Source organism: Rhodobacter sp. P1_C2 (genome assembly GCF_056406375.1).
On the sequence record NZ_JBFUAG010000004.1, the window covers coordinates 283,466 to 303,851 of the forward strand.

A 20,386-nucleotide genomic window follows, 5' to 3' on the forward strand; every position below is an offset into this window, starting at 1 on the left:
AGGCGAAAACCGGGACGCTTTGGGCGTCCCGGTGAGCTTCGACATCAGCGGGGCGAAAGGTGAGGATCGGCGCAGTCTCAGCCCTGCAGCGTCCGCACGCCGTAACCCTCACCCCTTGCCTTCATCGCCTCCACCGCGGCGATGCTTGCGGCGGCGGTGGTGAAGTAGGGGATCTTGTCCATCAGCGCCACGCGGCGGATGTCGCGGCTGTCGCTGATCGCCTGGGTGCCCTCGGTCGTGTTCATCACCAGGGCGATCTCGCCGTCTTTCAAGCGGTCCACGATGTTCGGGCGGCCTTCATAGACCTTGGCGACCGGGGTCGAGGTGACGCCCTGCGTGGAAAGCCAGGCCGCGGTGCCCTTGGTCGCCACGATCTCGAAGCCGAGCGAGGTCAGGCCCTGCATCGCTGCGGCGAAGGCCTCGGTCTTGTCCATGTCCTTGATCGAGACGAAGGCGCGGCCGGCCTCGGGCAGGGACACACCGGCGCCCATCTGTGCCTTCAGGAACGCCAGCGCAAAGGTGCGGTCCCAGCCCATGACCTCGCCGGTCGAGCGCATTTCCGGCCCGAGCATCGGGTCGACGCCGGGGAAGCGGGCGAAGGGCAGCACGGCTTCCTTGACCGAGAACCACGGGGTCTTCGGATCGGCCAGCGTCAGCGGGTCCATCAGGGGCAGGGGGGTGTCGGGGCCGACGCCGGCGGGATAGGCCGGGCGCATCGGGAAGTTGGCAAGCTTCTCGCCCGCCATCAGCCGTGCGGCGATCGAGGCGATCGCGCTGTCGGTGGCCTTGGCGACGAAGGGCACGGTGCGGCTGGCGCGGGGGTTGACCTCCAGCACATAGATCACGCCGTCCTTGATCGCGAATTGCACGTTCATCAGGCCGACGACGTTCAGGGCCAGCGCCATCTGCACGGTCTGACGCTTCAGCTCTTCGACGATGGCATCGGACAGCGAATGCGGCGGCAGGCAGCAGGCGCTGTCGCCGGAATGGACGCCGGCTTCCTCGATATGTTCCATGATTCCCGCGACATGGACCTCTTTCCCGTCGCTGAGCGCATCCACGTCAACCTCGATCGCCCCGGAGAGGTAGGAGTCGAGAAGCACGGGCGAGGAGCCCGAAACCTGCACGGCGGTCGCGATATAGCGTTCCAGCTGCGCATCGTCGCGGATGATCTCCATCGCGCGACCGCCCAGCACGAAGGAGGGGCGGATCACCAGGGGATAGCCGACATCCTTGGCGACCTTGAACGCCTCATCGCGCGACCGGGCGGTGCCGTTGTGCGGCTGCTTCAGGCCGAGCTTGTGGAGGAGCTGCTGGAAGCGCTCGCGGTCTTCGGCCAGGTCGATCGCATCCGGCGTGGTGCCGAGGATTGGGATGCCTTCCTTGTAAAGCGCATCGGCCAGCTTCAGCGGGGTCTGGCCGCCGAATTGCACGATGACACCGTGCAGCGTGCCGTTTTCCTGCTCGACCCGCAGGATTTCCAGCACATGTTCCAAGGTCAGCGGCTCGAAATACAGCCGGTCGGAGGTGTCGTAGTCGGTCGAAACCGTCTCGGGGTTGCAGTTGACCATGATGGTCTCATAGCCCGCCGCGGTCAGCGCATAGCAGGCATGGCAGCAGCAATAGTCGAACTCGATGCCCTGACCGATCCGGTTCGGGCCGCCGCCGAGGATGACGACTTTCTTGGCATTCGACGGCCGCGCCTCGCATTCCACGTCGCCCATCGCGGGGGCTTCGTAGGTCGAATACATATAGGGCGTCTGCGCCTCGAACTCGGCGGCGCAGGTGTCGATGCGCTTGAAGACGGCCTTGACGCCCAGATTGCGGCGGGCGCGGCGGACCTGGGCCTCGTCGCGGCCGGTCAGCTTGGCGAGGCGGGCATCGGTGAAGCCCATCATCTTCAGCTTGCGGATGCCTTCGGCGGTGACCGGCAGGCCGGCCTTCTTCACCTCGGCCTCGGCCTCGATGATCTCGCGGATGCGGGCGAGGAACCAGGGGTCGAAGGCGGTGATGGCGTTGATGTCGTCATCCGAAAGGCCGTGGCGCATGGCTTGCGCGATGTTGCGCAGGCGGTCCGGCGTGGCTTCCGACAGGGCCTTGGTGATGGCCACCCGGTCGGGCGCGCCGGGGATGGCGATCTCGTCGAAGCCGGAGAGGCCGGTTTCCAGAGAGGCGAGGGCCTTCTGCATCGATTCGTGGATGGTGCGGCCAATCGCCATGACCTCGCCCACCGATTTCATCGCGGTGGTCAGGTTCGGGACCGAGCCGGGGAATTTCTCGAAGGCAAAGCGCGGGATTTTGGTCACGACATAGTCGATCGAGGGTTCGAACGAGGCCGGAGTGACCTTGGTGATGTCGTTGTCAAGCTCGTCCAGCGTGTATCCGACCGCCAGCTTGGCCGCGATCTTGGCGATCGGGAAGCCGGTGGCTTTCGACGCCAGCGCCGAGGAGCGCGAGACGCGCGGGTTCATCTCGATCACCACCATGCGGCCATCGGCGGGGTTGATCGCCCATTGCACGTTGGAACCGCCGGTTTCCACCCCGATTTCACGCAGCACGGCGATGGAGCCGTTGCGCATGATCTGGTATTCCTTGTCGGTCAGCGTCAGCGCCGGGGCCACGGTGATGCTGTCGCCGGTATGCACGCCCATCGGATCGATATTCTCGATCGAGCAGACGATGATGGCGTTGTCGGCGGTGTCGCGCACCACCTCCATCTCGTATTCCTTCCAGCCGAGCAGCGACTCGTCGACCAGAACCTGCGCCATCGGCGAGGCTTCGAGGCCGGAGCGCACGATGGCCTCGTAATCGTCGCGGTTGTAGGCCACGCCGCCGCCGGTGCCGCCGAGGGTGAAGGCGGGGCGGATGATCGCGGGCAGGCCGACATAATCGAGCGCGGCAACCGCTTCGGCCACGCCGGCGGCGATGTCATATTTGCCGGAAGCCAGTTTCGGCGCGGCGATGATCGTGGCCTTCGGGTTTTCCAACCCGATGCGGTCCATCGCCTCGCGGAAGAGCTTGCGGTCTTCGGCCATCTCGATGGCGGCGCGCTTGGCGCCGATCAGTTCCACGTTGAACTTGTCAAGCACGCCAAGGTCGGCCAGGGCCAGCGCGGTGTTGAGGCCGGTCTGGCCACCCATCGTGGGCAGCAAAGCGTCGGGGCGTTCCTTCTCGATGATCTTGGCCACGACTTCGGGGGTGATCGGCTCGATATAGGTGGCGTCGGCCAGTTGCGGGTCGGTCATGATCGTCGCCGGGTTCGAGTTGACCAGGATCACCCGGTAGCCCTCTTCCCGCAGGGCCTTGCAGGCTTGCGCGCCGGAATAGTCGAACTCGCAGGCCTGGCCGATGACGATGGGACCGGCTCCGATGATCATGATGGATTTGATATCGGTTCTCTTCGGCATGGCGGCCCCCTTACGGCAAAACTTGCCGGGTTATAGCCATGCCGGACGGGGGCGCAAGGGGATTCCGCGGTGGCGCCCGTTGCTGGCGGCCGGGGAGGTTTCGCACCTCCCCGGACCCCTCCGCGGGATATTTGGATCTGGATGAAGGGGCAAGGAGAAGGGGCCGGAGATTGCGCTCCGGCCCCTTTTGCTTGCGATTTGTGACGGGCCCAGAGGCCCCGCGTCGCTGGATCAGGCTTTCTCGCCCACGGCAGCTTCGGCGGCGGCGATCACGGCCTTGCGGGCGGCGATCTTCTCGCCGGTCGGCGGGCCCTCGAAGCGGCGGTTTTCCACCGAGACCCACAGGATCAGGGCCAGGACGATGAAGCCCAGCACGATCCACAGCACCACCTCGTTCGGGGGCGCCACCGCGATGAAGAGGATCACCGCCATGCCGACCACCGACAGGACGGTGACCAGCTTGTAGAGGCCCTCGCTCATCGCCCAGGGGCCGGGCTTCGGCCATTTGGCGGTGCCATAGGCGAAGAAACCCGCCACCAGCGGCACGGTGAAGGAGAGGAACAGGAAGACGAGGGTCGAGTTCACCACGATGACATAGATCGAGGTGCCGCCGACCTTCACCAGCATGGCAAGCAGAACGTAGAGGATGCAGAGCACCGTCGCCGTCCAGATCGCGGTGACCGGCGTGCGGTACTTGGGCGAGACGGTGGAGAGCGCCTTCGAGCCCACCGGCATCCCGTCATCGCGCGAGAAGGCGAAGAGCATGCGCGAGGCCGAGGTGACGGTGGCCAGACCGCAGAGGAACTGCGCGATCAGGATGCCGATGTAGATGGCCAGCTTCAGGCCCGCGGGCAGGATGGCGTCCATCGTGGCGAAGAAGACGTTGAAGCCCTGCGCCGCACCGGCGTTCATGTCCGGGATCGCCAGCATGATCGCGCAGATCATGATCCATCCGATCAGCGAGGACCAGAAGACCGAGGTGACGATGCCGCGCGGCACCGACATGGCGGCGTTCTTGGTCTCCTCCGAGGTATGGGCCGAAGCGTCATAGCCGGTGATCGTATAGACCGGCAGCAGAAGGCAGAGCAGGAACAGGTAGCCCATGTTGCCCGATTGCGGGAAGACATTGCCGCCCGCCTCGCCCGAGTAGTTGGTGAAGGTCCAGAGACGGGTCAGGTCGATGGACGGCGCATAGAACAGGCAGCCCAGAACCAGGGCGGCGGTGGTCACGAAGATGATATAGCCCGAGATATCGGTCAGGAAGGTGGTGATCTTGATGCCGAGGTGGTTGAACAGCGCCTGGATGGCGGTGATCACGGCCACGAAGACCACGATCTGCGGATCGGTGCCGGTGAAGCCGAAGGCGGCGCCGAAGGTGCCGGTGAAGTAATAGGCCGTGCCGATGTTGATGGCGCCCAGAACCGTGATCAGCCCCAGGAGGTTCAGCCAGGCGGTCAGCCAGCCGAGGAACCGGTTGCCGAGGATCGAGCCCCAGTGATAAAGCCCGCCCGCCGTCGGGAAGGCCGATGCGATCTGCGCCATCGACAGGGCGAACATGGCGGAAAGGGCGCAGCCCACGATCCAGCCGATGCCAGCCCCCGCGCCGCCGATCGAACCTATCGCCTGCGCGAAGGAGTTGATCCCCCCCGACAGGATGCAGATGATCGAAAACGAGATGGCGAAGTTAGAGAATTTTGACATGGAGCGTGAAAGCTCCTGGGCATAGCCCATGCCATGCAGGACTTTGACGTCCTCATGGTGGTCCTTGTCGGTATAGTCGTCCGCTGCCATTGTGATCCCTCTCCGTGCCGTGGTGTTTGCACCATGGTCTTTTTGCCGTGTTCTTGTTGTGGGGCTGCGACTTGTTGTCCGCCCGCAACCAGAGAAGCGCTGATTTTACAGTCTGTCCAGCGCTGAATAGATATTTACAGAAGCGAAACGGGGCTTTGCGGGGCTGCGTGTCGTTTTCCTTGAAAAACCGGGCAAAAGCCGGGTGGCGTGAGGGCGTTTTCGGCACTAGGTGAAGGGCCAAAGGAGAGAGCGGATGATCCTTCTGGAACATGGCCCGCAGGGGCAGGCGGCGCTGTTCGACGGGGCCCGCGCCCGCGTGGTGGCCCATCGGGCCGCCGAGGTGGCGCCGGCGCTGGCCGCTCTGGACCAGGCGCGCGCCGCAGGCCATTGGGTCGCGGGCTGGATCGCCTATGAGGCGGGCTATGCGCTGGAGCCGCGTCTTGCAGCCCTGATGCCCGAACCTGCCGGGCCGCTTCTGGCCTTCGGGATCTATGACGGCCCCGGCGACGCCGGGCCCCTGCTGGCGCGGGCCGCGGCCAAGGTCAGGATTGCCCCGGTCACCCCCAGGATCACCCGGGCCGATTATGCCGCTGCCTTCGCCCGGGTGAAGGACTATATCGCGGCGGGGGATTGCTATCAGATCAACCTGACCTTCCCGATGCAAAGCGCGTTGATCGCGGGCACGCCTTTCGACCTTTACGCCGCCCTGCGCGCGCGGCAATCGGTGGGCTTTGGCGCCTTCGTCGATCTGGGGGCGGGGCTGCCCGTGCTGATCTCGCGCTCGCCGGAGCTTTTCCTGCGCACCGAGGCCGCGGGCCGCATCGAAAGCCGCCCGATGAAGGGCACGGCGCTGCGCGATGCCGACCCGGTGCAGGATGCCGAACTGGCCGAAGAGCTGCGCCTGTCCGAGAAGAACCGGGCCGAGAACCTGATGATCGTCGACCTTTTGCGCAACGACATCTCGCGGATCTCGCGGGTGGGCTCGGTCAAGGTGCCGCAGCTTTTCGCGGTGGAAAGCTATGCGACGGTGCATCAGATGGTCAGCCGGGTGGTGGGCCAGCTTGAGGCATCGCCCGCCATGGCGAGCCTGATGCCGGCGCTGTTCCCCTGCGGCTCGATCACCGGGGCGCCGAAGATCCGCGCGATGGAGATCATCCGCGAGGTCGAACCCTTCGCCCGCGGCACCTATTGCGGGGCGGTGGGTTGGATGGCACCGGAGGGCGACAGCTGCTTTTCGGTGGCGATCCGGACGCTGACGCTGAACGGCGCGCAGATAACGCTCAACGTCGGCGGCGGGGTGGTGCAGGATTCCACCTGTGACGGCGAATGGGAGGAGGCACATTGGAAAGCGCGCTATCTGACGGTTCTCTCGACCCCGGGCTGAGGCTGATCGAGACCATGCTCTGGGACGGCGCCGCGGTGCCGCGGCTGGCGCTGCATCAGGCGCGGTTGACCCGTTCGGCGCGGATGCTGGGCTGGCCCGAGGCGGGCGAGATCGCGCCGCTCCTGACCGGGCTTCCGGGCGAAAGCCTGCGCCTGCGCCTGACGATGGAAGGAAAGGGCGGCCTGCAGCTGGAACAGGCGCCGCTGCCGCAGGCCAAGGCGGACTGGGTGGTGGGCCTGGCCGAGGCGCGGCTTGACAGCGCGGACCCCTGGCTGCGGCTGAAGACCACGCGACGCGCCGCCTATGACAGGGCAAGGGCCGCCTTGCCGCCGGGGTTCGATGAGCTTGTCTTCCTCAACGAGCGCGACGAGGTCTGCGAAGGCACGATCACCACGGTCTTCTTCGACCGGGGAGAGGGGCTGCGCACGCCGCCCCTGACCTCGGGCCTTCTGCCGGGCGTCCTCCGCGCCGCGCTGGACGTGCCGGAGGAAGTTTTGCCGGCGCGCGATCTGGGCCAAGTGCAGCTTTGGCTGGGCAATAGTCTGCGCGGGTTGATCCGGGCCCGATTTTTCGCTGAAAAATCGGAAGGTTAAGGGCGGGCCCCACGATTTTTCTGCGAAAAATCAAGTTTGGGGCCCGGGCGACGCGAAAGTGATTTTTCGCCGAAAAATCGTGACCTCAGCCGACGACGTTGAACTCCGGCCCATAGGGATATTTGGTGATATCTTCGTTGCCGTCTTCGGTGATGATCAGGATGTCATGCTCGCGGTAGCCGCCCGCGCCCGGCTGCCCCTCCGGGATCGTCAGCATCGGCTCCATCGAGATCACCATGCCCGGCTCCAGCACCGTGTCGATATCCTCGCGCAGTTCCAGCCCGGCCTCGCGGCCATAGTAATGCGACAGAACCCCGAAGGAATGGCCATAGCCGAAGCTGCGGTATTGCAGGACCTGATGCTCCTCGAAGAAGGTGTTGAGCTTGGCCGTCACCTCCGAGCATTTCGCCCCCGGCACCAGCAGGCTCATCCCCAGTTCATGCGCCGCCACGTTGATCTCCCAGATCCGGCGCGAGGCGGCATCGACCTCGCCCACGAACATCGTCCGCTCCAGCGCGGTGTAATAGCCCGAGATCATCGGGAAGGTGTTCAGGCTCAGGATATCGCCGCGCTTCAGCTTGCGCGCCGTGACCGGGTTATGCGCGCCATCGGTGTTGATGCCGGACTGGAACCAGACCCAGGTGTCGCGGTATTCGGCATCCGGGAAGCGTTTGGCAATCTCCATCTCCATCGCATCGCGCCCCGCCATCGCGATGTCGATCTCGCGCAGGCCCGCCTGCACCGCCTCGCGGATCGCATAGCCGCCGACATCGGCCACCGCCGCCCCCTGGCGGATCAGCGCGATCTCGGCCGCGGATTTCGTCATCCGCTGCTCCATCGCGCCTTTCGAGATGTCGACCCCGCGCTTGGGCTTCAGGAAATGGTTCAACTTCTCGCTCTGCACCAGGGTCAGGTGATCTGCCTCGCAGCCGATCACCTTTCCCTCACCAGTGACCGAGGCCACGGCGCGCCAGTAATTGTCGCGCTCCCAATCGGTATAGGTGATGTTGTCGCCATGGCAGCGCCGCCAGGGCTGGCCCGCGTCGATCCCGGCCGAGATCGTCACCGACTGGTTGGCCGTCACCACCAGGCCATAGGGCCGCCCGAAGGAGCAATAGAGGAAGCCCGAGTAATAGGCGATCGAATGCATCGAGGTGAAGACGCAGGCGTCGATCCCCTGGATCGCCATCAGGTCGCGCAGACCCTCCAGCCTGTCGTCATATTCCTCGGGCGCGAAGGGCAGGACCCGGTCGCCCTGATGCAATCGGTACTGCTGCGGGCGGTTGGTGAGCTTGGATGTCATTTCAGACCTCATGATGGGGTCTGGCGCGCCGGACCCCGAAAGGTCCCGGCGTACAGGACGAAAGCGGGTGGGCCCCACAGGCTTTGGGGCGCACCCCCGGGACGACGCCATCGTCCCTGCCTGCGCCCATGATGACCTGAGCGCCCGGTTTTGGCAAGGCCCAGCCCCGCGCGGCGTTCGTCCGGTGGCAGGCCCGATCCGGCACCGCACCGCGAGGGCAGCCCCGGACCGCAGCCCGTGAAAATACAGGCCATGTTTGAAACAACTGAGCCCCGATTTTAGCGAAACTGAGGGCCGAGCTTTAGGAAAATCCACAAGATTTGGTGGGCCGTTTCGAGGCTGATCGCAACCTTTTGGTAGCCAAGCCATGGGATGTCTGGGGTGGCGCCCAGGCCCGGGCAGAGCTGGTTGCGGAGCGTTCCATGTCCTCTTTCATCATCTCGACCAACACCTCCGCCGGGCAACTTCTGGATTCGGGCGAGTTCGGCTTCATGGCGCCCGACGGGTCGATTCTGGCGCCGGTCGGCTCAGCCGTGATCCTGTCGGATACGGCGACGCTGATCTCCTATGGCGCCATGGCCTCGGCCACGGCGAGCGGGCTTTTGCTGAACGCGGTGGCCAATACCAGCGTCACGATCGCGGCCAGCGGGTCGGTCGTGACCGGCGGCGTCGATCTGGCGGCGGTTTCAGGCACCTTCAAGGGGTTTTTCGCGGTCCACAACGCCGGGATGATCAGCGGCGGGCAGGGCATCAGCCTGATGGCGGCGCAGGACCGGTCGCAGATCAACATCGCCAATGACGGCTCGCTTCAGGGGCTGGGTGTGTCGGCCGGGGCTGCGATTTCCCTCGTTCTGAACCAGACCTCGACCGGGGTCATCACCAACACCGGCACGCTCAGCACGGCCGGCATGGGGCCCACGGTCAATGTGATGGGCGGCGGCACCTTGACGCTGACCAACACCGGCAACCTGCTCAACGCCTCGGCCCTGCAATCGGCGATCCAGGTCGCGGGCGGCCTGACCCTGCGCAATGCCGGCCTGATCGAGGGCAATGTCACCGCCACCCAATCGGCCAATATCTTCAACTCCGGCCGGATCGAGGGGAACATCACCCTCAATTCCTACAACGATTATGTCCGGGTCAGCGGGCTGGTCATGGGCGACATCACCCTTGGCAACGGGGTGAATGCCTTCGTGCTGACCGGTGGCCATGTCATGGGCAATGTCATCGGCGGGCATGGCAACGACACCTACCGCGTCGACAGTTCCGATGTCGCGATCATCGATACCGGCGGGGGCATCGACCGGGTGTTTTCCAGCGCCGATTTCCGGCTGAGTTCGGGGGTGGAGAACCTGTTTCTGACCGGTGCGCATGGGCTGGTGGGGATCGGCTCGGCCCAGGCCAACCAGATCGTCGGTGACAAGGGCGACGATACGATCCGCGGCAGCGGCGGTGGCGATCTGCTCGACGGTGGCGAGGGCAACAACAAGATCAGCGGCGGTAGCGGCGACGACACCCTGCAAAGCGGCGATGGCGACGACTACCTCTGGGGCGGTTCAGGGGATGATGTCTTCAACATCAGCGGCGGCACCGACCGGATCTATGGCGGCCAGGGCAGCAATACCCTGTCCTTCGCCAATCTGACCGATCCGGCGGGCGTCTCGGCCAATCTGACCACCCACGCTTTCAGCTTTGCCGATGCCGGCAAGCTGCGCATCCGCGATGCCGAGAATCTGACCGGCTCCGCCTTTGGCGATACCCTGTCCGGCGATGCGCAGGACAATGTCATTTCGGGCGGTGGTGGGGCGGACCGGCTTTACGGCGGTCTGGGCAATGACCGGCTGATCGGCGGCGCGGGGGGCGACCTTCTGGGCGGCGGCGGCGACACGGACAGTTTCGTCTTCAAATCAGTGACCGACAGCACCACTGGCAGCGGTTCCGACACGATCCAGGGCTTCGAGGTGGCGGGCGATGTGATCGACCTTTCCGCCATCGACGCCGCGCCGGGGGGCGGCGATGATGCCTTTGTCTTCCTCGGCACCGGCGATTTCACCGGCAGCGCCGCCGAGGTCCGCTATACCCATGTCGGCGGCACAACCCTGGTCGAGGTGCGGCTGGCAGGCTCGGTCGTGGATGACATGCAGATCGTCGTCAACGGCGTCTGGGAACTGACCCCTGACAACTTCGACCTCTGATCTTCCGACCAAAGTCTGCGCCAAGGCCCCGATTAACCACGAAGCGCCAGCCCTTGGTCCGTGTCCAGAAGCGCCCTGATCGGCGATTCTGGCTTCGGGATGAACGACTGGCCTCACCAGAACCGGAGATCGAATCATGAAACTGCTTTCCACCTTCGCCTTTGTGACCCTGACCGCCCTGAGCCTTGGCGGCACGGCGCAGGCAAAGAACTTTGGCGAGAAACTGGCCGCCGCCTATACCGCCGCCGGATACGAGAATGTCACCGTGACCCATCAGCATGGCGAATGGTCGGTGACCGGCACGCTGGACGGCGTGACGCAAAGCTTCACCGTGGACCACAAGACCGGCAAGCCGCAGCCCGCCGGCACCAAGAGCCACCGCCACGGCGGCAATGATGACGGCGCGGGTCACGATGCGGGCGATGACAACGGCGGCCATGGTGCGGATGATGGCGCGGGTCACGACGTGGGCGACGACCACGGCGGCCATGGCGCGGATGATGGCGCGGGCCACGATGCGGGCGATGACCACGGTGGCAATGGCGGCGGCCATGGCGGCGACGATGGCGCGGACCATGACGCGGGCGATGACCACGGCGGTCATGGCGGCGCGGACGACTGAGCCTGCCTCACCGAGCCTAATCAAAAGGGCGGCACCTCGGTGCCGCCCTTTCTTCATCGTTGATTAGACCTTGCCGGCGAAATCCGCCGCCGAATGGCGTTCGGGCAATTGCGCGGCCTCGTCGCCCCAGTTCTTGTTGACGATCCGGCCGCGCTTGACGGCAGGGCGGGCGGCAATCGCATCGGCCCAGCGTTTCACGTTGGTATAGATGCCGACATCAAGGAACTCGGCCGAATTGGCATAGCTCGACCCCAGGACCATATTGCCGTACCAGGGGAAAATCGCCATGTCGGCGATCGAATATTCCCTGCCGACATATTCGGCATTTGCCAGGTGGCGGTCCAGAACGTCGAGCTGGCGCTTGACCTCCATCGCATAGCGGTTGATCGCATATTCAATCTTTTCCGGGGCATAGGCGAAGAAATGCCCGAAGCCGCCGCCCAGGAAGGGCGCCGAACCCATCTGCCAGAACAGCCAGCTCAGCACCTCGGTCCGCGCCGGACCGGAGGCGGGCAGGAAGGCGCCGAACTTTTCGGCCAGATGCATCAGGATCGCGCCGGATTCAAAGACCCGGACCGGCTCGGCCCCGGAATAATCCATCAGCGCCGGGATCTTGGAGTTCGGGTTGACCTCGACAAAGCCCGACCCGAACTGGTCGCCGGCAGAGATCTTGATCAGCCAGGCGTCATATTCGGCGGCAAACCCGGCCTCGAGCAGCTCTTCGAACATGATCGTCACCTTGACGCCATTCGGCGTCGCCAGCGAGTAAAGCTGGAACGGATGCGACCCGCGCGGCAGCACCTTGTCATGGGTGGCCCCGGCAATCGGCCGGTTGATGCTGGCGAACTGGCCGCCATTGGCCTGATCCCAGGTCCAGACTTTCGGGGGAATGTAGGGGGTGGTCATCGCCTGATCCTTCGGCATGGAATTGCCGATAAAACCTATGCACTGTGCCACGCCCCGACAATGGGTCTTGTCCGAAACTCTCCCGCCCCCATCTCGGTCAGGCAGTCACAAAGAGGAGAGAGCGATGCAATGCCCGATTGACGGCGAAAATCTGGTGATGAGCGAGCGCAGCGGAGTCGAGATCGACTATTGCCCGAAGTGCCGCGGCGTCTGGTTGGACCGGGGCGAGCTGGACAAGATCCTCGAACGCTCCGCACCCGAGGCACCGCGCCAGACCGCCGCCCCGCGCCGCAGCGATGACGACGACCGCCGCTATTCCGGCGACGACGACCACCGCTATGGCAAGCGCAAGAAGCGCGAGGGCTTCCTGGGCGAGTTGTTCGATTTCTGACAGCGGTCTGCCCTGGCGTCAGGGCCAGGTCCCGGCCAGATCAGCGCCAGGCGTGATCGCGGCCGGGAAAGGCCACCGACCGGAAGGGAAATGTCGCAACGAGGCTCCGGAAGGCGGTGCCGATCTCTGCGTCGATCGCCCGATCCCGTCCCCAATAGGTGGCGAAAACCTCATATTCCGCCCAGTCCGAGGGGTTGATGTAGCAACAGCCCAGGCACCGGCTTTCGTCGTCGTTCATCACCGTATAGGCGAAGGAATGGCGCAGGATGAACTCGCGCTGATGCCAGCCAAGGTCGACCAGGTTGCCCTCCAGCGTCAGACCCGCGGGCCAGATGGAGCCGGGGCGGGTCACCTCGCGCAACAGCGGGGCCGCGGCCATCACGGCGTCGAAATCCTTCACGAGGTCATGGATCGTCAGCATGCGCAGGTGAAACCCCGGCCCGTCCCAGCGGGCGGGGGGCGTGAAATCGGCCGGGACGATCGGGCGCTTGTAGGACATGGGATTACACCGACCGCGTCACACCGCCATCGACCCGCAGGTTCTGCCCGGTGATATAGCCTGCGCCCTCCGAGGCGAGGAAGGCCACGGTGGCGGCAATCTCCTCCGCCCGGCCATAGCGGCCCATCGGCACCGACTTGGCGCGCGCTTCGGTCGCGGGCAGGCTGTCGATCCAGCCGGGCATGATGTTGTTCATCCGGACGTTTTTCGGGCCGAAGTCGTCGGCGAAGATCTTGGTATAGCTCGCCAATCCGGCCCGGAACACCGCCGAGGTCGGGAACATCGCCGAGGGTTCAAAGGCCCAGGCGGTGGAGATGTTGATGATCGCGCCGCCGCCCTGCGCCACCATGATCGGCGCGACCAGACGGGTCGTGCGCAGGACGGGCATCAGGTAGACCTCCATCCCCTTGTGCCAATCCTCGTCCGAAATCTCCAGCAAGGGGGCGCGCGGCCCGTGGCCGGCGGAGTTCACCAGCACGTCGATCCGGCCAAAGCGCGCCATCGCGGCATCGACCACGCGTTTGACATCCTCGCCCGACTGGTTCGACCCGGTCACACCGACGCCGCCCAGTTCCAGCGCCAAAGCCTCGCCCTTGCCGGAGGAGGAGAGGATCGCCACGCCGTAACCGTCAGCGGCCAGCCGTCGCGCCGCCGCCGCCCCCATGCCCGAACCGCCCGCGGTGATGAGTGCCACTTTCTGCATCGTTCTCTCCTGTTTCGGGCAGGCTGCCACCTTGCGCCCGCCACCGCAAGCTTACTTGGAGGGCGCCGGCGCCCCGCCCTCGAACCGGTTGCCGTGGCGATAATCGCAGGCCGCCTCCTGCATCTGCAAATGCAGGCCGGTGCCGGTGAAGGGATGGGCGCGGGCGAGGTCCTCGTCGAACTCGATGCCAAGGCCGGGGGCCTCGGGCGGCAGGATATAGCCGTCCTCCCATTTCAGGCTGTTCTTGATCAGCGCAAGGTGGAAGGCCCCGCCGGTCTGGATGGTTTCCGCCATCAGGATATTGGGGATCGAGACGGCCAGATGGATATTCGCCGCCCATTCGACCGGCCCGGCGTAAAGATGCGGTGCGACTTGGGCGTTGAAGATCTCGGCAATCGCCGAAAGCTTCTTCGCCTCCAGAATGCCGCCCAGACGCCCCAGCGCCGGTTGCAGGATCTTCACGCCACCGGCGCGCAGCAGGGTGCCGAATTCGGCCTTGGTGGTCAGCCTCTCGCCGGTGGCGAGCGGAATGCGGACATGGCGCGCCACTTCGGCAAATTCCAAGAGGTTGTCCGGCGGGATCGGCTCTTCGTACCAGAGCGGGTCATAAGGCTCCAGGGCGCGGCCCATCCGGATCGCGCCGGGGGTGGAGAACTGGCCATGGGTGCCGAAGAGAAGATCGGCCTTGTCGCCCACTGCCTCGCGGATCTTCTTGCAGAACTCGACCGAACGGCTGATGTCCGACCCCGCAGGCTCATGCCCGCCGCGGATCGTATAGGGGCCGGCGGGGTCGAACTTGACCGCGGTGAAGCCCTGTTTGACAGCGCGGGCGGCGGCTTGCGCGGTCATGTCGGCATTGACCCAGAACTCGGCCGCATCCTCGCCCGGTTCGGGGTAAAGATAGGTATAGCTGCGCACCCGCTCGTTCATCTTGCCGCCGAGCAGGGCCCAGACCGGACGGTTCCGCGCCTTGCCGAGGATGTCCCAGCAGGCGATCTCCAGCCCGGAAAAGGCGCCCATCACCGTGGGGTCCGGCCTTTGCGTGAAGCCCGAGGAATAGGCCCGGCGGTACATGAGTTCGAGGTTTTCCGGGTTCTCGCCCAGCATGTGGCGTTCGAACACATCCTCGATCACCGCGATCATCGCCTTGGGGCCGACGGTGGAGGCATAGCATTCACCATAGCCCACGATACCATTGTCGGTCGTAAGCTTGGTGAAGATCCAGTAGCGGCCGCCCCAGCCGGGCGCGGGCGGGGCCACGACGAAGATGTCCAGATCCTTGAGCTTCATGCGCGATCCTCCGATTTTGGCGCCAGATTAGGGCAGAGCGCGGCGAATTTCTGGCGGTGCGCGACATTCGATGTCGGAAAGGGGCGCTGCCCCTCGGCCTGCGGCCTCACCCCGGAGTATTTTGAAAGGAGCAAACGGGGGGTGCGGGGGGGATTTCAGAAGTGGCCGATGCTGATGAGGAAGTCTTTGAGGAGGGCGGCGTATTCGGCGGGTTTTTCGACCATCGGGAAATGGCCGGTGCCGCGCATCAGTTCGAAGCGGTGGCCGGGGATCAGCTCGGCGGTTTCGCGGACGAGGTCGGGCGGGGTGGTGCCGTCGTTCGATCCCGCGATAGCCATGGCGGGCAGGCGCAGGCTGGCGGTGGTGGTGTAGAAATCGGTGCCGCCGATCGCCGCGGCGCAACCGGCCCAGCCTTCGGGATCGGTGGCCATCAGGATGCGTTCCAGATAGGCGCGGTGCGGGCTGTCTTCCCAGCGGTTGCCCAACTGGCGTTGCAGGGCAGAGGGGGCATAGGCGGCGAGGCCCTCGGTCCGGATCTGCGCGGTGCGGGCGGCCCAGATCTCGGGCGTGGCGATCCGGGCGGCGGTGTTGGACAGGACCAGCCCGCGCACCAGATCCAGCCGTTTGACCGCCAGCCCCTGCGCCACCATCCCGCCAAGCGAGACGCCGATGAAGACCGCCTCCTTCATGCCGAAGTAATCCATCAGCCGTTCGGCATCGCGCACCAGCGTGCCCATCGCATAGGGCGCCTTCGGCACGTCCGACAGGCCATGGCCGCGCTGGTCATAGGTCAGGGTGCGGTAGCCGGTCAGATGTTCCAGCACGCCGTCCCAGATCGACATGTTGGTGCCCAGGGCATGGGAGAAGACCAGCGGCGGCGCCGAGGCCGGGCCTTCGACGCGGGTTTGCAGGCGGACATCGGGCAGAAAGACCAGCATGTTGCAAAACTTCATGGCTCGGGGGCGAACCGTCAGGTTCTTACGGCCAGAATGTCGGATATTCCCACTTCGTTGCAAGCAGTTCCAGCGCCCGGGTGAAGGTTTCCGGCTCCACATTCCCGCCAGAGGCCGTGCAGATCACGGTTTCGGGCAGGTCGTGTCGGAAGAGGGCGGCGGCCAGCGCCACGGCACCGCCCGGCTCGATCACGATGCGCAGGTGGGTGAAAGCCAGGGCCATCGCGCGCAAGGCCTCGTCATCCGTGACCACAAGGCCGGGGCCGCAGAGGCGTTGCAGGACGGGGAAGGTGATCTTGCCAGGCTCCGGCGTCACGATCGCATCGCAGATCGAGCCGCTGGCCGTGGCATTGCGCTGCACCTGGCCGGAAGCGAGCGAGCGGGCGGTATCGTCAAAGCCCGCAGGCTCGGCCGGGCGGACACGCAGGCCGGGGGCGCGGGCCTCCAGGGCAAGGGCGATCCCGGCGGTCAACCCGCCACCGCCGCAGCAGGTGATCACATCGGCCGAGGTGATCCCGGCAGCGGCGGCTTGCGCCGCGATCTCCAGCCCGACGCTGGCCTGACCCGCAATCACCAGAGGCTCGTCATAGGGGCGGATCAGGGTCAACCCGCGCGCCTGCGACAGGGTCTGGCCGATCGCCTCGCGGTCCTCGTTCACCCGGTCGTAAAGGACGACCTCGGCGCCATAGGCCCTTGTGTTGGCGATCTTCACTGCCGGGGCATCCTCTGGCATCACGATCACCGCTGGGGCACCCAGAAGCGATGCGGCATAGGCCACGCCCTGCGCATGATTGCCCGAAGAGAAGGCGATCACGCCCTTTTGACGCGCCTCCGCGCTCAGGGCGGTCAGGGCCGACCAGGCGCCGCGGAACTTGAAACTGCCGGTCCATTGCAGGCATTCGGCCTTCACGAAGATCCGCCGCCCGGCCAGACGGTCCAGAAGCGGCGCGTTCAGAAGGGGCGTCAGGCGGGCGTGGCCTGCCAAGCGGGCCTCGGCGGCCTCTATCATCGCAAGATCGGGCATCGCGATATCGGGAGCAAGGCTCATCCGACAGCCTCCTGAAACTGTTGCAGGGCGGCGAGCGCCTCGGGTTCATCGAGAAAGGGCACATGGGCGCGGTCGGGCACGGTGGCCGCAATCAGCCCGGGGTGCCGCAGCGCCATCTCGGCCACGGTCTGCGCGCTCAGAAGATCCGAGTTCTCGCCCCTTATCACCGCCATCGGCATGCCGGCGCACAGGTCGAACAGCTGCCAGGCATCGCCCGAAGGGGCGGCCAGCGAGGCAAGGAAGCTTTCGCGCAAGGCCGGGTCATAGGTGATCTGCAGCCCGGAAATCCCCATTTTCGCATGGATATGCGCCTCTTCCAGCCAGCGCGATTCCGGCACATTGGCAAAACCGGGGGAGTTCTGTTCCAGCACGGCGGCAAAAGCCTCGTGGCTGCGGGCCGAGGGGCTGCGCCCGACATAGGCCGAAATCCGCTCCAACCCGCCGCGTTCGATCACCGGGCCGATGTCGTTGAGGCAAAGGCCCAGCAGCCTGTCCCGCGCCATATGGGCCAGGACCAGCCCGATCAGCCCGCCGCGCGAGGTGCCAAGCACGGCGAAACTGTCCACCCCGAGGTGATCCATCAAGGCCAGCGCATCCTGCGCCTCTTGCACGACATTATAGCTCGCCGCCCCGGTCCAGGAACTGAGGCCACGGCCCCGGTAATCCATCCGGATCACCCGTCCGGTCAGATGCGGCAGCACATAGCCGAAATCGCGCATCGTCCGGGTCAGGCCGGGCAGGCACAAAAGCACCGTGCCCTGACCCTGATCGTCATAGGCTAGGCGGGTTCCGTCGGGGAGGATGAAATACTGCATGGCCGCGACCTAAGCAGGAAAGCCCGGCGCTGGGAAGAGGCCGAAAGTCGCATCGGTGACGCGGCGCTTGCCTGTCGGCGGTCCCCGGCTTAGACGGTTGCCGATCACGAGGAGCAGGACATGGCGCAGCTTGACATGCAGGACCGGGCGAAATCGCGCAGGGTCGGGGCTTTGGCAGGGCTGGCGCCCTTTCTGGCGCCGTACCGCGGCATGGCCGTGGTGGCGGGGCTGGCGCTGATCGTCACGGCCTCGGTCAGCCTGATCCTGCCGCTTGCGGTGCGCCGGGTGATCGACGGTTTCGGGCTGGAGCGGGCGGCGATGCTCGACCAGTATTTCGGCGCGGCCATGGCGGTAGCGGCGGTTCTGGCTCTCGGCACCGGGGTGCGCTACTACTTCGTCACAAGGCTGGGCGAGCGTGTGGTGGCCGATATCCGCCGCGCCCTGTTCGACCGGGTGATGGCGATGAGCCCGGCCTATTTCGAAGGCATCATGACGGGCGAGGTCCTGTCGCGCATCACCACCGACACCACGCTGATCCAGTCGGTGATCGGCTCCTCCGTCTCGGTCGCGCTGCGCAACGTGTTGATGTTGCTGGGCGGCATGGTTCTCTTGATGCTGACCTCGACCAAGCTCACGCTCCTGGTGCTGCTGATCGTGCCCGCCGTGGTGGTGCCGATCGTGGTGCTGGGCCGGCGTCTGCGCGCCTCGAGCCGGGAAAACCAGGACTGGATCGCGCAATCCTCCGGCAAGGCGTCCGAGGCCCTGTCGGCGGTGCAGATCGTCCAGGCCTTCACCCATGTCGGCGCCACCCGCGCCGAATTTGCCCATGTGACCGAGAAAAGCTATGGCGCGGCGCTGAACCGGATCGGGCTGCGGGCCGTGATGACCTTTCTGGTCATGTTCCTCGTCTTTGCCGGGGTGGTCGGCGTCCTCTGGATCGGCGCGCATGATGTCCGCTCGGGCGCCATGACGCCTGGAGAGCTGGTGCAGTTCGTCATCCTCGCCGTCATGGTGGCGGGTGCGGTCGGTGCGCTTTCCGAGATCTGGGGCGAGTTGCAGCGCGCCGCCGGCGCCACCGAACGCCTGGTCGAGATGTTGCAGGCCGAAGATCCGGTGCAGGACCCGGCCCATCCCAAGGCCCTGCCGCAGCCGGTGCAGGGCGCGCTGGCCTTCGAGAATGTCAGCTTCAAATACCCCTCGCGGCGCGAAATGCCGGCGCTGGCGGGCTTTTCGCTGACCATCGCCCCGGGCGAGACGGTGGCGCTGGTCGGCCCCTCGGGTGCGGGCAAATCCACCGTCTTCCAGCTGCTCTTGCGCTTCTTTGACCCGACCACGGGCCGGATCACGCTGGAAGGCGTCGATCTGCGCGATCTAGAGCGCGAGACCCTGCGCCGCCAGATCGCCCTTGTGCCGCAGGATTCGGTGATCTTCGCCGCCTCGGCCCGCGACAACATCCGCTTCGGCCGCCCCGATGCGACCGATGCCGAGGTGGAGGAGGCAGCCCGGGCCGCCGCCGCGCATGACTTCATCATGGCCCTGCCGCAGGGCTATGACACGTTCCTTGGCGAGCGCGGGGTGATGCTGTCGGGCGGGCAGAAGCAGCGCGTCGCCATCGCCCGCGCCATCCTGCGCGATGCGCCGATCCTTCTGCTGGATGAGGCGACCTCGGCGCTAGACGCCGAAAGCGAGCGTCTGGTGCAGGAGGCCGTCGACCGACTGGCCCAGGGCCGCACGGTTCTGGTCGTGGCGCACCGCCTGGCCACCGTCAAGCGCGCCAGCCGGATCGTCGTGCTGGACAAGGGCAGCATCGTCGCCATGGGCACGCATGACGAACTCGTGGCGCAGAACGGGCTTTACGCCCGGCTGGCCCGGCTGCAATTCACCGACGGGGCCGCAACCGCGCCCTGAGATCGGCGAGAAAGCCGCGCACCGCGCGGGGCAGGGGCCCTTCCTCATAGGCGGCAAGGCTCGCCTCGGTCTGGCGCGCCTCGACATCGACCTCGGCCAGCAGGTCCAGCCGCCGGGCCTCTTCGCCCGCGGTCAGGGGCAGGCTGGCGGCGCTGGCAAGAAGCGCGTGATCCTCGTGCAGCCGGCGCATCGCGCGGAAGGCGGCCTCCATCGGCAGGGCAAGGTCGGGCTGGCTGCGCCAGCTTTTGCCCGAGAAGACCTCCTGCGTCACCCTTTGCCCGGCGCCAAGGCAGTCATAGCGCAGGCAGCCCGAGAAGCCCTGATCCGCCAGCGCGGCATGGATGCCGCAGGCATGGCCCGACAGGTGGCGGCAGGGCAGGCCGCCCGGCTTGTCAAAGGCGAAGTCCGCGCCGGCATCGAAAGGCAGCATCACGCAACACAGGGCCACGCAGTCTTCGCATCTCGGGCTCAGATCCAAGGCATCTCTCCAGCCGCATCCTTTGGGGACTATCGCCGAAAACCTTGCGCCCGCAACCCGGTCTTGCATCCGGTCCTTGGCAAAGCCGCGCTTTGGCTTC

General features: G+C 65.8%; 17 protein-coding genes. 6 read left to right on the top strand and 11 right to left on the bottom strand.

The genetic code is table 11. The features are described 5' to 3' along the window. Window positions 1-77: 77 nt before the first annotated feature. Window positions 78-3,407: a carbamoyl-phosphate synthase large subunit gene (gene carB, locus AC1DZT_RS08520; RefSeq protein WP_478006188.1), complete on the bottom strand. Its 3,330-nt coding sequence runs from the start codon at window positions 3,405-3,407 to the stop codon at window positions 78-80. Between the two features lie 231 nt (window positions 3,408-3,638). Next, complete coding sequence (locus AC1DZT_RS08525; RefSeq protein ID WP_478006189.1) at window positions 3,639-5,198, bottom strand: amino acid permease; 1,560 nt, start codon at window positions 5,196-5,198, stop codon at window positions 3,639-3,641. A gap of 253 nt (window positions 5,199-5,451) precedes the next feature. Here AC1DZT_RS08525 and AC1DZT_RS08530 point away from each other — a divergent pair, with 253 nt between their 5' ends. Then, window positions 5,452-6,582, top strand: a complete 1,131-nt coding sequence (locus tag AC1DZT_RS08530) for an aminodeoxychorismate synthase component I (protein ID WP_478006190.1) — start codon at window positions 5,452-5,454, stop codon at window positions 6,580-6,582. Then, window positions 6,540-7,175, top strand: a complete 636-nt coding sequence (locus AC1DZT_RS08535) for an aminotransferase class IV (RefSeq protein WP_478006191.1) — start codon at window positions 6,540-6,542, stop codon at window positions 7,173-7,175. Before AC1DZT_RS08530 ends, AC1DZT_RS08535 begins: the two co-directional genes overlap by 43 nt. Before the next feature lie 85 nt (window positions 7,176-7,260). On the opposite strand, the gene AC1DZT_RS08540 is transcribed toward AC1DZT_RS08535, so the two are convergent. After that, the gene (locus tag AC1DZT_RS08540; protein ID WP_478006192.1) at window positions 7,261-8,478 is read right to left on the bottom strand and encodes an aminopeptidase P family protein; all 1,218 of its coding nucleotides are present in this window, start codon (window positions 8,476-8,478) and stop codon (window positions 7,261-7,263) included. A gap of 422 nt (window positions 8,479-8,900) precedes the next feature. Between AC1DZT_RS08540 and AC1DZT_RS08545 the strand changes: the two genes are divergently transcribed. Then, the gene (locus tag AC1DZT_RS08545; protein ID WP_478006193.1) at window positions 8,901-10,673 is read left to right on the top strand and encodes a hypothetical protein; all 1,773 of its coding nucleotides are present in this window, start codon (window positions 8,901-8,903) and stop codon (window positions 10,671-10,673) included. Between the two features lie 136 nt (window positions 10,674-10,809). Next, window positions 10,810-11,295, top strand: coding sequence for a hypothetical protein (locus AC1DZT_RS08550; protein ID WP_478006194.1), 486 nt, complete (start codon window positions 10,810-10,812; stop codon window positions 11,293-11,295). A 63-nt stretch (window positions 11,296-11,358) separates the two neighbouring features. On the opposite strand, the gene yghU is transcribed toward AC1DZT_RS08550, so the two are convergent. Next, window positions 11,359-12,201 (bottom strand): glutathione-dependent disulfide-bond oxidoreductase, encoded by an 843-nt coding sequence (gene yghU, locus AC1DZT_RS08555; protein WP_478006195.1) that lies wholly within the window; start codon window positions 12,199-12,201, stop codon window positions 11,359-11,361. Window positions 12,202-12,325: 124 nt separating this feature from the next. On the opposite strand from yghU, the gene AC1DZT_RS08560 reads away from it, so the two are divergent. Beyond that, window positions 12,326-12,592 (top strand): TFIIB-type zinc ribbon-containing protein, encoded by a 267-nt coding sequence (locus tag AC1DZT_RS08560; RefSeq protein WP_478006196.1) that lies wholly within the window; start codon window positions 12,326-12,328, stop codon window positions 12,590-12,592. Window positions 12,593-12,632: 40 nt separating this feature from the next. On the opposite strand, the gene AC1DZT_RS08565 is transcribed toward AC1DZT_RS08560, so the two are convergent. The 6 genes from AC1DZT_RS08565 to AC1DZT_RS08590 form a co-directional block, all read right to left on the bottom strand. Further along, window positions 12,633-13,091, bottom strand: coding sequence for a hypothetical protein (locus AC1DZT_RS08565; RefSeq protein ID WP_478006197.1), 459 nt, complete (start codon window positions 13,089-13,091; stop codon window positions 12,633-12,635). Between the two features lie 4 nt (window positions 13,092-13,095). Next, window positions 13,096-13,794, bottom strand: coding sequence for an SDR family oxidoreductase (locus tag AC1DZT_RS08570; protein ID WP_478006198.1), 699 nt, complete (start codon window positions 13,792-13,794; stop codon window positions 13,096-13,098). Window positions 13,795-13,845: 51 nt separating this feature from the next. After that, on the bottom strand, window positions 13,846-15,084 hold the full coding sequence (locus tag AC1DZT_RS08575; protein ID WP_478006199.1) for a mandelate racemase/muconate lactonizing enzyme family protein: 1,239 nt from the start codon (window positions 15,082-15,084) through the stop codon (window positions 13,846-13,848). A gap of 155 nt (window positions 15,085-15,239) precedes the next feature. After that, window positions 15,240-16,022, bottom strand: a complete 783-nt coding sequence (locus tag AC1DZT_RS08580; RefSeq protein WP_478006200.1) for an alpha/beta fold hydrolase — start codon at window positions 16,020-16,022, stop codon at window positions 15,240-15,242. 40 nt (window positions 16,023-16,062) lie between these two features. Next, window positions 16,063-17,061 (bottom strand): threonine ammonia-lyase, encoded by a 999-nt coding sequence (locus tag AC1DZT_RS08585; RefSeq protein WP_478006300.1) that lies wholly within the window; start codon window positions 17,059-17,061, stop codon window positions 16,063-16,065. A gap of 20 nt (window positions 17,062-17,081) precedes the next feature. After that, complete coding sequence (locus tag AC1DZT_RS08590) at window positions 17,082-17,900, bottom strand: alpha/beta fold hydrolase (RefSeq protein ID WP_478006201.1); 819 nt, start codon at window positions 17,898-17,900, stop codon at window positions 17,082-17,084. A 120-nt stretch (window positions 17,901-18,020) separates the two neighbouring features. Between AC1DZT_RS08590 and AC1DZT_RS08595 the strand changes: the two genes are divergently transcribed. Next, the gene (locus tag AC1DZT_RS08595; RefSeq protein WP_478006202.1) at window positions 18,021-19,808 is read left to right on the top strand and encodes an ABC transporter transmembrane domain-containing protein; all 1,788 of its coding nucleotides are present in this window, start codon (window positions 18,021-18,023) and stop codon (window positions 19,806-19,808) included. Here AC1DZT_RS08595 and AC1DZT_RS08600 read toward each other — a convergent pair. Then, complete coding sequence (locus AC1DZT_RS08600; RefSeq protein WP_478006203.1) at window positions 19,780-20,286, bottom strand: hypothetical protein; 507 nt, start codon at window positions 20,284-20,286, stop codon at window positions 19,780-19,782. The two genes, AC1DZT_RS08595 and AC1DZT_RS08600, sit on opposite strands and share 29 nt — an antisense overlap. Between the last annotated feature and the right edge of the window lie 100 nt (window positions 20,287-20,386).